The sequence below is a fragment of the Myroides odoratimimus genome (assembly GCF_004337635.1).
Classification (GTDB): domain Bacteria; phylum Bacteroidota; class Bacteroidia; order Flavobacteriales; family Flavobacteriaceae; genus Flavobacterium; species Flavobacterium odoratimimum.
The window spans coordinates 2,713,556-2,726,315 of sequence record NZ_CP037427.1 but is presented as its reverse complement, the minus strand read 5'-3'; the positions used below and the strand labels follow the sequence as shown (position 1 = coordinate 2,726,315).

Sequence of the window (12,760 nt, the reverse complement as noted above, 5' to 3'; positions counted from 1 at the left end):
ATTAATCAAAACATACAAATTAGCTTCTGAAACGTCAATATGAGTTACTGATATTTAGGTATGTTGCATAATGTATCCACTTACTCTAGTCTTATCACACCAGAAGATATAACACAGTCCTCCACTACCGTAATACACTTCACCTCCTTGTACATCTGGAACTTCTGAGTCTAACTGCATAATAAACTGCATCTTCTCTCCGCTAATAGGACACTTCAAAACCTCTCCACTCTGTATCCAAGAAGGTTCTCCTCCTATTCTAAACAAATTCTCTCTACTATTAGCGCTTGCCCATGACTGAAACGACCAACGAGAATCCGTAGGTACGATACTTACTTCTGTAGGAACCATCGCATGCTCTTCTACCCATTCTATTGTCATGGGCTCTCCTATCTTATGAGGAATTCCTTGTTCATCGTGTTGATAAAAGACAACACCATTTTCATTTAATTCACGTAAATGACATCCCAACACTAGTTGAGATAAACGTATTGGCAATCCTTCAGGAATAGGATTTAATGTAATGATATGCATAAAAGGGTTATTCTCGTCTTCTGTTAGATACCCACCTACTTTATACTTATCTGCTAATGGTACACCATTCCACGTTGGATGATCTGTACGGTTTAAATGTACTGCACTTGGCTTGTTTAAGTACTTTGGTTCAAATAAAATATGATACGTTTGATCTGAACAATATCTTTTTACCTTTCCATGTTCTCTACACAATCCCACACCTTCTAAATACCCATCAATATAATCTGCTGAACTCACATAAGTGCTCAATTCTAATTCTAACGCATGTGGAATAAGGCTTTCTATAGTAGTGATATCTCTAGATTCGACTAAACAATTAAACAACTTAATCTTAGTTTCTAAATCGGTACTTGATGCTAAGAATTGAGCTAAATAAGGTTGTAATTGAGCAGAAGTACAATTTCTCCAATGATAGTCTGCAAAATAGCTATCCCCATTAGGATTTAAGACTAATAAATCATCGAGATAAGGATGTAATATATGAGGTAACTGAATACCTGCATACTCTATAACACTCTCTGCTACGGCACTCTCTTTTTCTTTTAAAATATCAATTGCTATTTTAACTAATTGGCTAAAGTCTTTCTCATTAACATAACTTAGTGCACTGTGAAAAAGCGTTGAATCCTTCTCTATATTCATCAGAAACTCTAGGCAGAAAGCATATATTTCTACTTCATCCTTCATTAATCCTCTTAATTGATTATAAACATCAGGTGTCTTCCATTCTGTCTGTTTATAATCTATTGCTAATTGTTGTCCTTTACTACTCATTCTTTTCTATCTCTATCCTATTTATTCTAGTTTGCCTTATTGAGAGGTACTTTATACCTTTTGTACAAAGTCTAATCGCTGTATTCCTTGCACTTTGGCGCACATTGCTTGCACTTTCCTAGGACTTTCCTTGCCCAGAGCACCTTTTTGTCGAAGAATAGTGCAAGAATACCTCAAGGAATCTGCTAGCATCATACAGCAAAACTAATCTTGAATTATGGCATACTTAAATCCCAACTCTATTTTACTAAAGCCTCAATTCTCTTCAAAGCTTCCTCTGTCGAAATTCCATCATAAAAGTCTTTTATAAATACTGAATCTCCTTTTTTATGAGGTAAAATAGTTGGAATCCCTTTACTATTATCAACCTCAACATTGGTAGGTAAAGCAAAAGAAGTATTAGGAGGATAATTAGGTAAATTAGTCACTAGCCAACCAAAATAAGTAGTCTTGTACTCTTTATCCTCATAGTGCTCATAATAGTCTTTCATACTCGCCTCACTAAGACTAACCCAAACCCCGTAATCCAAGTATTGGCAGGCATCATAGACATACTGAGTCAACACTCCTCTCAGATACCAATGTGTCTCATCTCCTTCATCTATACTACATATTTCGCTCGTTAAGTCTGCGTGTTCTCTTTCTTCCTCAGACAGTGCTAAGTAAGGATCAGGAGCTCTAAATACTAATGCAGGCCAATCCTCGTGTTCTTGCCCACAATCTGCACATATATATATCATTAGAATGTTCCGTTATCTATTATAAATTGTTGATGTTCTGTTATTGCTCCTTCTAAAGATTCTATTTCTCTATAAATCAACTCCTCTAGGCAGAAAGCAATTACTGTTCTACTCCAAGACTCATTTTGTAATTCTATAATTTGTCCATACGTTCCTGTATCACTTGGATCAGTATCTATCAGTAGATAATCTCCATTCTTCCCTTCTGCAAAAGGAATCCACTTAGGGTTAGCATATCCTGTACACTTAAGTCGGGTATCATAATCAGTTATTGTATCTTCATCTACCTCATCATCATCGAACAACTCATTGATACCTTCCCACTCATCTGCTATCTTCTCAAAAGGCAATAAGTCATAATCCCATCCGTTGGCATGCAAACTTAGTGCTGAAGTAACAGCATTCCACTTCACATTCGCTATCTTATAAAAATTAACTAAAATGGCAGGTAATTCTACTTCGTCTAATTGCTCTACAACAATATCTAATTGTTCTTGAGTAATACCATGTGTCGGATTATAGTACTTATTATCAGCACCAACTCTATGTTCTATTGTTTTTTTCCATTCATACCATACCGCCTCTAAATATTCAAAGTTTTCATCAATAGGTAATAATGCTACTTCTTCTTCTTCAACCTCTTCATAAGCTTGTAAAGAAAGAGAATACAACTCTTCCCTTCTGATATTATACCACACCGTCACATCATTAAATCTAAAAGCACCAGTATCATCTGTATCCCAAAGTTTTATACGCTCTTGCTTATGTTCGTTATAATACTTCATTACATCTGATTCCCCATTTAGTTTTAATTGACCTATAAATGCAGATTTCACAGCTGTAGCGTAATCTTCTACTCTATAAGTTACTTCTATGGTATTAATATTTATCCTATCCTTAGCGAAAGCTCGTAATCCTACTGTATGCCAAATATAAACATCATTATGCTCTCCTGAGAATACCTCTGGCTCTCCAAATAGTGTAAACAGTTCTTCTTTTGCTATCGGAAAGCTATACAGTTGCCCATTTATCTCAAATCCTTTTGATGTAAAATCAAAGTCTATCATCTTTTTTATTTTGGGCTAAAATACTATTAATTTCAAACAATAAATTCACTGAATACATGGAAGTATTTACTATTTTTATAAAAACAACTCTTATGAAAACAATAGAATTAACCACAGAACGCCTTCTTCTAAATCAACCTAATCTACAGGATATTCCTCGCCTATTAGAGATTATGAAAAACCCTGTATACAGTCAGAACACAACCAATATCCCTTATCCTTATACAGAGGCAAGTGCTACTTTTTGGGTAAACTTAGCTTTAGAAGGATTAGAGATTGGAGATAAATACATCTTTGCTATTCGATTAAAAAGTAGCTCTACGATCATCGGTGGAGTCGGCTTAGGAATAGACAAGGCAAACAATAAAGCTGAGATGGGCTATTGGTTAGATGATCAGTACTGGAATAAAGGATATATTACTGAAGCAGCACAAGCTCTAGTTCATTTTGGCTTTGAGACATTGCATCTAAAAAGAATATTTGCTTCTCACTTTACGCATAATGAAGCATCAGGAAAAATCATGCAAAAGATAGGAATGCAACAAGAAGGGGTATTGAAAGCCTATACATTAAAGGATGGTGAATACCTTGACCATGTGTTGTATGCGATAGTAAATAAATAAGGGTTAGAAGTTTTAGCTTCTAACCCTTATTTATGTATCGTATCAATTATGATTACTTTTTCTTCACTTTTACATTTTGAGAAGTTGTATTAACCATCGTGATATTAACTCCTTCATCTGATTCTATATTAACCGTAACATCTAACTTACCATCTATAGATTCAAAGTATTTCTTCTCCATATCATAAATAACTTCTTTAGTACCTCCTCCTTTCATCTCTGCAAACTTAGTAGAAGTACTCTTAGAGGTGATCGTTGTCTCAATAACTAAATAGGCTTTATTATTAGCTATTTTGGCTATTTTATTTACTTCTTTGGTTGTTACCTCCACTTCACTTTCATCAGATAATCTCATCTTTTGAGTATTAGTAGACTCAAATTCTTGATTCACTTTTATAGGATCACTACTAAGTCCATTTCCATTAAATAAGTCATCTAACATCACAAGCAAATCTCCTTCTAAAGTCTTGTGTTTTTCACCTAATGATTTAGACAATTTTAACCCTTTTTTGGCATCTACACTACCTCTACTATATCCTTTTATAGGCCCTTCAGTCTCAGTATTTACAACTGATTTTCCTTCAAAAACTCTAGCAACTCTCTTCTCTAGGTCCAAATCAAAGTTCAGAGAATTCTTCTTTTTAGTTGTCCAATGTAGTGTATAACTTGCATTAGATTCTTCGGTCTCATAAGTAGGATAAGAATTCTGCCCCTCTTTATTAATCATCTCAATGATTTCTTTATTTCCTACAAGGTTAGTAATCGTACTAAACTTATCATTCGAAATTATCTCATAAGAGCTACCCGGTTGTAAGTCAAGTGATAAAACAACAGATTCTTGTGCTTGTACCTGAGCAGAAAGTGCTACACAAGAAATAAAAAACAGTATCTTTTTCATCTTTTTTAATTAAAATCACCACAAGGTAATTACTTTTTAACAATTAAACTATTCAAATATTAAAAGCTTTTAACTGTTAGATTTCTTATTTCAATAAACTCACATTGTAAATTAAGCTTCTAAGATCTTGTTGGATTGTTTTTACTGTTGCTTGAAGCTCATTATTCATATCTGACATTAAATGAATTCCCTCTGATTTAAAAAATCCACCTTTGCCAAAATAGAGTTCCTCATCCTTTTTACTAATCTCCTCATTAAAAGCAAAAAACAGCCATCTATTCTTTAATGTCTGTATTAGAGATAATTTACCTTCATTACTAAAAGATTTTTCATTCATCACTCTCCATACTGCAGGAGGAAATGCAAGATTATCATTCTGTTCAAACCAAATATTACTAAGTAAACTTCGATTCGTTTTTAGTTCTACTTTTTTGCCTTTCGGATTTAATAACAAAAATCCTAGTCCTGTACCTACTACCCCACCAGCAATATTTAAACCTTTATTCGTATTATCATTTGTAATCAATGCTGTCGATAATGTAACTGCTGCACCGATCGCGATAGAAGCAACTGTTAGTTGAGTATTGGTAGTTCCGTTTTTAGCATCCAATACCCTTGCTAGTTGATCATATCGCTCCCCATTACAATCTAGTTCTGCTGCCAAAGCATCTATCTCTGTCTGAAACAATTGAACTCTAATAATAATCTGTTGCTTCGCTTCTAATCTCTCTATAGGATCTGTACTATTTATAAACTTAGCCAACTGAGACACTAATCCTAGATGAGACGCTAGTCTATAATCATGAGGAGACAACTTCTGTTTAACACCTAAATCTTCAAACGCCCTTTGCTCTTCAGTAGTATCATCTGTATACACAATGGTAGGCGCACAATAGTTCTCTTGCAAAACAGTCACTCGTGAACTTTTGATAACTGATGAACAAGATGCTAAGAAAGTACAACCTATAAGAGCTGTCATTAGTTTAATCCATTTCATTTTACTTATTTTTAATTCAAAAATAGTTAATAAGAGTTAAAACAATTATCTTTAATTAATATTTTTACATTAAAAACAAAAGAGGCAAGCATTATACTTACCTCTTATTCTTTTACTTAAATAATCTTCTCAACCAATTCTCCTTCCTTTTTGTATAAGGAGGATATTTCATATTAGACTCAAACCAGAATGGCTTGTGTAGTATACTTTTAAAATGAGTAAACGCTTCGAAACCATATCGTCCATGATAACTCCCCATTCCGCTAGCACCCACACCTCCAAAAGGCAAGGTACTTGTAGTCAAATGCATTAAACTATCATTGACTGCACCTCCCCCAAAAGAGACTTCTCTTAAAATCTTCTTTATAAGGCTCTGATCCTTGGAATAAATATAACATGAAAGAGGTTTAGGTTTTTCTTTTACTTTCTCAATTATCTCATCTAATGACTCAAAAGCTATAATAGGCAATATAGGGCCAAATATCTCTTCTTGCATAACACTATCTTCCCAAACCACATTATCAAGGATTGTAGGGCTTATAAATCGTTTTTCTCTATCTATATAGCCACCAAAACATACCTTCTCAAGATTAATTAAACTAACCAATCGATCAAAGTGGTGTGTATTAATAATCTGTAAATAGTGAGAAGGTAATTCTTTACTATCCAATGGGTAATTACTCATTTCTTTCTGAAGTTGCTTAATCAACTTCTCTTTGATTTCTCTTTCTACTAATAGATAATCAGGAGCTACACAAGTCTGTCCCGCATTCAATAACTTCGCCCAAACAAGACGTTTAGCCGTTATCTCTAAGTCACAATCTTTTAAAATAAACACAGGACTCTTTCCTCCCAATTCTAGTGTAACAGGAACTAAATTCTTCGCTGCTGCCTGATATACTATCTTTCCAACAACAGTACTTCCTGTGAAAAATATCTTGTCAAACTGTAGGCTTAATAACTGTGTAGTTTCTTCTACTCCCCCCTCTACCACATATAAAAGCTCTTTAGGAAAAATACTATTGAGCAACTCTGCTAATACATTGGATGTATTCATTGGTAATTCACTAGGCTTAATCATTACTGTATTTCCTGCTGCTATAGCTGTCAAAGCAGGCAAAAGAGATAATTGATAAGGATAATTCCACGCACCAATGACTAAACACAATCCTAATGGTTCTGGCATTATATACCCCCTCCCAGGAAAATTGATAACACCTGTAGAAACTCGTTTAGGCTTACTAAGTTTCTTAATATTCTTGATAAAGTAATCAATCTCTAGATAAACAATAGACAACTCTGTCATATAGGTCTCAAAAGAAGACTTCCCAAAATCTAGATATATCGCTTCAGCCAATCTGTCTTCATTGGCTTTAAGCAATTGTTTTAGTTTCTTTAATTGTGTAATACGAAAGCTAATATCCTTCGTTTGATTGCTATTAAAGAAGTCCTTTTGAGCATTGAATATTGAGAGTATAGTGTCCATAGCGTAATAGTTATCCTATCAAAGATATTCATTTTACAGATATGATAAAGTAATACAAAAAGCGAGACTATAAGTCTCGTTGGTTATTACGGTATTTTATGAATAACTCCATAGTTATAATAAGTCAAAGTTCCTTTCTCTGTTAGGTAAATCACTTTATTCTTCGCTAATACTTTTAGACGTATTACCATCTCATTTTCTTGTTTAGAAGATTTAGGTAATAGTACTTGCCAATTCTCTATTTTACTAAGATCAACACTTAATTGTCCTTTTAAGAGATTTTTACCAGCGAAAAGATAGATAACCTCCTCTGCACCACAATAATCTCCTGCACCTAATAATTCAATATCATCTCCATTGTCCTCGAAAACAGACTTACTATATACTTCTAAGATTTCTTTTGCAGTATAATCTTTAAACTGAATAAGGCTTCCACTGTACATCAGATGCTCTAGTCCTGAAGTGAAATATACCTGTTCTCTATCTTCAAAGAAATTCACTACTGGTAATAGCTCCACTTTAACCTCATTCATATTTAAATCAATAAAACTCTTATTTTCTGTATCAAAAGCAATAATATCTCCACCCCATTCTCCATAATTAAAACCTCCCCAAATAACATTACTCCTATCTATAAAATAAGTTGAAGGAACAGACATTCCTTCTTTAATTCTTATTTGAGTATTCATAGTTTTTTGTTGATTGTATATCTTAGATGTAGACACATCTTCTATTCCTTTATCAGTGAATAAATAGCCATCACCTTTACTAGTATACTGTACTCCATTCACCTTATTAAGACTACTGTAGATAATCTTCCACTCCTTATTTTGGTAAAAGAGAAGATTCTTATTATTAGCAACTACAATTAACTCATCCCCTTTCAGACTAATATTATTTAATTGTGTATCTCCTTCTGTCTGAATTTCCTCTACTAATTTTAAAGTAACTTTATTATACACTGATATTTTATTCTGTCCCTTTAAAACATAGACAAGTGAATCAGAAACAACAAAGTCTCTGATTTTCTGACCAAAAACAGTACTCATAAAAACAAGATTTACTAAACTTAAAATGATAAACTTTTTCATATTCTTTCTCTCAAAGACTTTAAAACGACTCTTTATAACCTTCTCTATCAATAAGGCTCTTAGGAATGACAAGAACGCTTACTAATATACATTATCTCCTCTTAGTACAACTATTTATTAAACAAAAAAAGGGACTCATCTCTGAGCCCCTTCCTTATTAAAATCTTATATTTTAGTCGATTACCAAACGAACATTGGTCTTTCTTCCATCATTTCATTTACTTCGTCTGCTACTTCTTCTAGAACAGCCTCATCAGTATGATTCATCAATACTCTATCAATAAGTTCTACGATAGTTTCCATATCAGCTTCTACTAAACCTCTTGTAGTAATAGCTGGAGTACCAATACGGATACCTGAAGTTACAAATGGAGATTTGTCATCAAATGGAACCATATTTTTGTTCACAGTGATTTCAGCTTTCACTAATGCTTGTTCAGCTTCTTTACCAGAGATATTCTTATTTTTAAGATCGATAAGCATCATGTGGTTATCAGTTCCTCCAGAGATAATGTTATAACCTCTCTTCACGAAAGCAGCAGCCATAGCTTTAGCATTCTTCTGCACTTGCATCATATATTGGAAGTACTCATCAGTTAATGCTTCACCAAAAGCAACAGCTTTAGCAGCGATAATGTGCATTAAAGGTCCTCCTTGGTTTCCAGGGAATACAGCACTGTCTAATAAAGCAGACATCATACGTACTTCACCTTTAGGAGTAGTTAATCCGAATGGATTAGGGAAGTCTTTACCCATCATAATCATACCTCCACGTGGTCCTCTCAATGTCTTGTGAGTAGTCGTAGTGATAATATGACAATGAGGTACAGGGTCATTCATTAATCCTTTAGCGATTAAACCTGCAGGGTGTGAAATATCAGCCATTAAAATAGCCCCAACGCTATCTGCAATCTCTCTGAAACGTTTAAAGTCCATATCACGAGAATAAGCAGATGCTCCAGCGATGATTAATTTAGGTTGCTCTTTAGTAGCTACCTCTTGTATTTTATCATAATTTAATAATCCTGTCTCTTGATCTACTCCGTAGAATACAGGATTGTATAACTTTCCTGAGAAGTTAACTGGTGATCCATGAGTTAAGTGTCCTCCATGAGATAAGTCAAAACCTAAGATTTTGTCACCTGGTTTAAGACATGCAAAGAATACAGCTGTATTAGCTTGTGATCCAGAGTGAGGCTGTACGTTAACATACTCAGCACCGAATAAAGCTTTAGCACGGTCTATCGCGATTTGCTCTACTACGTCTACTACTTCACATCCGCCGTAGTAACGTTTATTAGGGTATCCCTCAGCATACTTGTTAGTCAAACAAGAACCTGCTGCTTCCATAGTTTCTTCACTTACAAAGTTTTCAGAAGCAATTAATTCAATACCATGAATTTGTCTATCTTGCTCTTCTACGATCAGGTCGAAAATTTCTGAATCTCTTCTCATTTAGTTTGTGTGTTTCGTTAATTTGCTTCCAAATGTACAAAAAACGTTTGTTATATTCAGTCTTAATTATATATTTGAATATACTATTAACTTAAACAAAAAAACAATTATGATGATTAGTGCAAATGATCCGATGAGGAAAACATGGTTACCAGTAGAGAGTGATTCTGACTTTCCAATTCAGAATATTCCTTTCGGTGTTTTTATCACCAAAGATGATATTATAACTATAGGAACTCGTATCGGAAATTATGCCATTGATTTGAGTGCCTTACAAATGCTTGGGTATTTTAAAGGTATAGAGCTGACAGATGATGTTTTTTTACAAGACACACTTAATGACTTTATCTCTAACGGCAAAAAAACATGGCGAGCGGTAAGAAATAGAATCGCTGAGATATTTGACCAAAACAACGATGAATTAAAAAACAATACTAAACATAGAGATGTTGTCATCTTCAAAATAGAAGATGTAGAAATGCAATTACCTGTGTATATAGGAGACTATACTGACTTCTACTCAAGTAAAGAGCACGCTACCAATGTTGGGACCATGTTTAGAGATCCTGATAATGCTTTATTCCCTAACTGGCTTCATATCCCGATAGGGTACCATGGTAGAAGTTCTACTATTGTTCCTTCAGGAGTAAATGTAAAACGTCCTGTAGGACAGACTCTTCCTAAAGGGGCTACCACGCCTATCTTTGGAGCATCACAACGTGTAGACTTTGAACTAGAAACTGCTTTTATTACTACAGATGCTAATCTAATGGGAGATAGTGTACCTGTAGATGATGCTGAAGAGCACATCTTCGGTATGGTTCTTCTAAATGACTGGAGTGCACGAGACGTTCAGACTTGGGAATATGTACCGCTAGGACCATTCTTAGCTAAGAACTTTGCTTCTTCTATTTCTCCTTGGATCATCACTTTAGATGCTCTTGAGCCTTTTAGAGTAGCAAGCCCAAAACAAGACCCTACTCCTCTTCCTTATCTACAACAAACTGGAGATAAAGCTTTTGATATCAAATTAGAAGTTTATATACAACCAGAGAATAGTGAAGATAAACTAGTCGCTGAATCTAACTTTAAATATATGTACTGGACAATGAGTCAGCAATTAGCTCATCACACTGTAAATGGATGTAAAGTAAACTCAGGAGACTTAATGGGCTCTGGTACTATATCTGGTCCTACACCTGACAGTTATGGTTCTATGTTAGAGTTAACTTGGGCTGGTACTAAACCTATCACCATGCCTGATGGTAGTACTAGAACATTCTTACACGACTATGATACTGTAACCATGAAAGGATACTGTAAAAATGATGAAGTAAGAATTGGTTTTGGAGAAGTAAGAAGTACTTTACTTCCTGCTACAATCAAGTTTTAAAAACACTATACTGATCAAGTATAAATGACATACAAAAGCGTGAAGTAACTCTGTTATTTCACGCTTTCTTTTTGAGTAAACCCATACTCTTTTCTAATTATTAAGTACATTTGAACCTTCAATACTATGACTATGTACACAGAACAAATCAAACGCATCAAAGAAAAAATAAGTCAACTTGACAAATTAGACCAAGACTTGGAAGTATTCGGTGCTGATACACATGAATATATATTAAACCCTGTATTAAGCGAGAAAGAAGTAACACAATTTGAAAAAGAGCATCAAATCAGTTTACCAAAAGACTACGTAGCTTTTATTACACAAGTAGGAAATGGTGGTGTAGGTCCATTTTATGGATTACAAACACTAGCGGAAGCTAGTGTAAACGAAGAAGTAATGATGATCACAGGAGAAGACACTTCTTCTCTTTTACAAAAAGCTTTCCCGCATACTCAACCTTGGAACCCTATTGAGGCACTGGGTGAAATAGATAATAAGATAGAAAAAGCTGCTGAAGAAGGAAACGAAGAATTAGAAGAAGAACTATACGAAGAGAGATTAGAAATAATCGGTGGCGAAGAGCACGATTATGGAAGACTTAACTTATGTGACTATGGATGTGGTATCACATTATTCTTAGTAATTACGGGAGAACAAAAAGGAATTATGTGGACTGATGATAGAGTTAATGACGGCGGATTATACCCAAGTATTGAGCTAGAGAACGAAGCTAGTCTGTCTTTTTTAGACTGGTATGAGCTTTGGTTAGATAATACTATTGCTGAATTTGAATAAAACTCAGTATAGATAATTGAAATAAAGAAGCGTGAAACGCCCCGTGCGTATCACGCTTTTTTTAATAGGCTAATAGTCTTTTTAGCCATAGTCTGTACATGGTAAGTTAACGTCTTATTCCTTTTTCTTTTTCAACGATTTGATTAAAGTGTACAGCATACTTCTAATCTCTGTAATAGTAGAATCGTATTGAGCTATATTCTCTAAATAATTCAGATCATGTGCTATCACTAATTGAGTTTCTAACTCTGCTAAATTTCCTAGAGCTATGTATAGAAACTGTTTATACTCCTTATTCCCTTTTCTAGCACTCCCCTCAGCTATATTAGAAGGAATAGCTACAGCACTCTGTCTTAGCTGACTGCTCAGTCCATATATTTCCTCTTTTGGGAAGTCTTTTGTAATATCATAAACAGTAGAAACAAACTCTACACTGTACTTCCAAACCTCTAAATCGCGATGTGTATTCATAATTAAATTTTAGTCGAAACTACTTATAATAATGTTGGTATAGGCTATCATAAATATTACGAAATAATTAAGTTATCGTAAAGTAGAGATTATACACTCGTCTATCTTTCCCTTCCTAACCTGAGTTCGATTACTATTAGTTCTTTACAATTACATAAAACGTAAAAACAAAACAACACTATAAGCAACTACACAACAACGCATTTTATCACCATACTTAAAGATAAGTGCGTGGAATCTATTTTATATAATAAGTTTTATACTTTTTTATTTCATACTAAGCCTAAAAAGGCTGTCAAAACAAAGAGACTTATTTTATCTTTTAATCTTTTTTAAGGTTTTCTAAGAAATGCAATAGCTTAATGTAGTTAAAGCCCGTAAGGACTATCAAAACTCTTGCGTATATTGCAAAACTACCTGTACAAAAGAA

At 34.2% G+C, this 12,760-nt stretch carries 12 protein-coding genes; 3 read left to right on the top strand and 9 right to left on the bottom strand.

The features are described 5' to 3' along the window. Positions 1-54: 54 nt before the first annotated feature. From E0Z07_RS12285 to E0Z07_RS12275, 3 genes are all read right to left on the bottom strand, one after another. Positions 55-1,311 (bottom strand): hypothetical protein, encoded by a 1,257-nt coding sequence (locus E0Z07_RS12285; RefSeq protein WP_131540805.1) that lies wholly within the window; start codon positions 1,309-1,311, stop codon positions 55-57. Positions 1,312-1,550: 239 nt separating this feature from the next. Then, a complete protein-coding gene (locus E0Z07_RS12280) occupies positions 1,551-2,051 on the bottom strand; it encodes a DUF2199 domain-containing protein (protein ID WP_073144352.1) in 501 nt (166 codons plus the stop codon). Continuing rightward, positions 2,051-3,118 (bottom strand): SMI1/KNR4 family protein, encoded by a 1,068-nt coding sequence (locus E0Z07_RS12275; RefSeq protein ID WP_073144354.1) that lies wholly within the window; start codon positions 3,116-3,118, stop codon positions 2,051-2,053. Before E0Z07_RS12275 ends, E0Z07_RS12280 begins: the two co-directional genes overlap by 1 nt. A gap of 56 nt (positions 3,119-3,174) precedes the next feature. On the opposite strand from E0Z07_RS12275, the gene E0Z07_RS12270 reads away from it, so the two are divergent. Continuing rightward, positions 3,175-3,741, top strand: coding sequence for a GNAT family N-acetyltransferase (locus E0Z07_RS12270; protein WP_006259124.1), 567 nt, complete (start codon positions 3,175-3,177; stop codon positions 3,739-3,741). A gap of 52 nt (positions 3,742-3,793) precedes the next feature. On the opposite strand, the gene E0Z07_RS12265 is transcribed toward E0Z07_RS12270, so the two are convergent. From E0Z07_RS12265 to glyA, 5 genes are all read right to left on the bottom strand, one after another. Then, positions 3,794-4,639 carry a hypothetical protein gene (locus E0Z07_RS12265; protein ID WP_039329316.1) on the bottom strand — a complete coding sequence of 282 codons (846 nt, stop codon included), beginning with the start codon at positions 4,637-4,639 and terminating at the stop codon, positions 3,794-3,796. 85 nt (positions 4,640-4,724) lie between these two features. Beyond that, the gene (locus tag E0Z07_RS12260) at positions 4,725-5,636 is read right to left on the bottom strand and encodes a hypothetical protein (RefSeq protein WP_131540804.1); all 912 of its coding nucleotides are present in this window, start codon (positions 5,634-5,636) and stop codon (positions 4,725-4,727) included. 112 nt (positions 5,637-5,748) lie between these two features. Beyond that, positions 5,749-7,122 carry an aldehyde dehydrogenase gene (locus tag E0Z07_RS12255; RefSeq protein ID WP_131540803.1) on the bottom strand — a complete coding sequence of 458 codons (1,374 nt, stop codon included), beginning with the start codon at positions 7,120-7,122 and terminating at the stop codon, positions 5,749-5,751. An 86-nt stretch (positions 7,123-7,208) separates the two neighbouring features. Continuing rightward, positions 7,209-8,171: a hypothetical protein gene (locus E0Z07_RS12250; protein ID WP_006261021.1), complete on the bottom strand. Its 963-nt coding sequence runs from the start codon at positions 8,169-8,171 to the stop codon at positions 7,209-7,211. A 222-nt stretch (positions 8,172-8,393) separates the two neighbouring features. Continuing rightward, positions 8,394-9,668 (bottom strand): serine hydroxymethyltransferase, encoded by a 1,275-nt coding sequence (gene glyA, locus E0Z07_RS12245; protein WP_131540802.1) that lies wholly within the window; start codon positions 9,666-9,668, stop codon positions 8,394-8,396. 109 nt (positions 9,669-9,777) lie between these two features. Here glyA and fahA point away from each other — a divergent pair, with 109 nt between their 5' ends. Beyond that, positions 9,778-11,061 carry a fumarylacetoacetase gene (gene fahA, locus E0Z07_RS12240; protein WP_006259130.1) on the top strand — a complete coding sequence of 428 codons (1,284 nt, stop codon included), beginning with the start codon at positions 9,778-9,780 and terminating at the stop codon, positions 11,059-11,061. A gap of 132 nt (positions 11,062-11,193) precedes the next feature. After that, on the top strand, positions 11,194-11,859 hold the full coding sequence (locus E0Z07_RS12235) for an SMI1/KNR4 family protein (protein ID WP_225600483.1): 666 nt from the start codon (positions 11,194-11,196) through the stop codon (positions 11,857-11,859). A gap of 114 nt (positions 11,860-11,973) precedes the next feature. On the opposite strand, the gene E0Z07_RS12230 is transcribed toward E0Z07_RS12235, so the two are convergent. After that, positions 11,974-12,330 carry a four helix bundle protein gene (locus E0Z07_RS12230; protein ID WP_006259132.1) on the bottom strand — a complete coding sequence of 119 codons (357 nt, stop codon included), beginning with the start codon at positions 12,328-12,330 and terminating at the stop codon, positions 11,974-11,976. Positions 12,331-12,760: the final 430 nt, after the last annotated feature.

Excerpts from the sequence above, each read along its gene's own strand:
- E0Z07_RS12285 (WP_131540805.1), bottom strand. The coding sequence starts at position 1,311 with ATGAGTAGTAAAGGACAACAATTAGCAATAGATTATAAACAGACAGAA.
- E0Z07_RS12275 (WP_073144354.1), bottom strand. The coding sequence starts at position 3,118 with ATGATAGACTTTGATTTTACATCAAAAGGATTTGAGATAAATGGGCAA.
- E0Z07_RS12255 (WP_131540803.1), bottom strand. The coding sequence starts at position 7,122 with ATGGACACTATACTCTCAATATTCAATGCTCAAAAGGACTTCTTTAAT.
- E0Z07_RS12250 (WP_006261021.1), bottom strand. The coding sequence starts at position 8,171 with ATGAGTACTGTTTTTGGTCAGAAAATCAGAGACTTTGTTGTTTCTGAT.
- E0Z07_RS12265 (WP_039329316.1), bottom strand. The coding sequence starts at position 4,639 with ATGAAAAAGATACTGTTTTTTATTTCTTGTGTAGCACTTTCTGCTCAG.
- E0Z07_RS12280 (WP_073144352.1), bottom strand. The coding sequence starts at position 2,051 with ATGATATATATATGTGCAGATTGTGGGCAAGAACACGAGGATTGGCCT.
- E0Z07_RS12260 (WP_131540804.1), bottom strand. The coding sequence starts at position 5,636 with ATGAAATGGATTAAACTAATGACAGCTCTTATAGGTTGTACTTTCTTA.
- E0Z07_RS12230 (WP_006259132.1), bottom strand. The coding sequence starts at position 12,330 with ATGAATACACATCGCGATTTAGAGGTTTGGAAGTACAGTGTAGAGTTT.
- E0Z07_RS12270 (WP_006259124.1), top strand. The coding sequence starts at position 3,175 with ATGGAAGTATTTACTATTTTTATAAAAACAACTCTTATGAAAACAATA.
- E0Z07_RS12235 (WP_225600483.1), top strand. The coding sequence starts at position 11,194 with ATGTACACAGAACAAATCAAACGCATCAAAGAAAAAATAAGTCAACTT.
- fahA (WP_006259130.1), top strand. The coding sequence starts at position 9,778 with ATGATGATTAGTGCAAATGATCCGATGAGGAAAACATGGTTACCAGTA.
- glyA (WP_131540802.1), bottom strand. The coding sequence starts at position 9,668 with ATGAGAAGAGATTCAGAAATTTTCGACCTGATCGTAGAAGAGCAAGAT.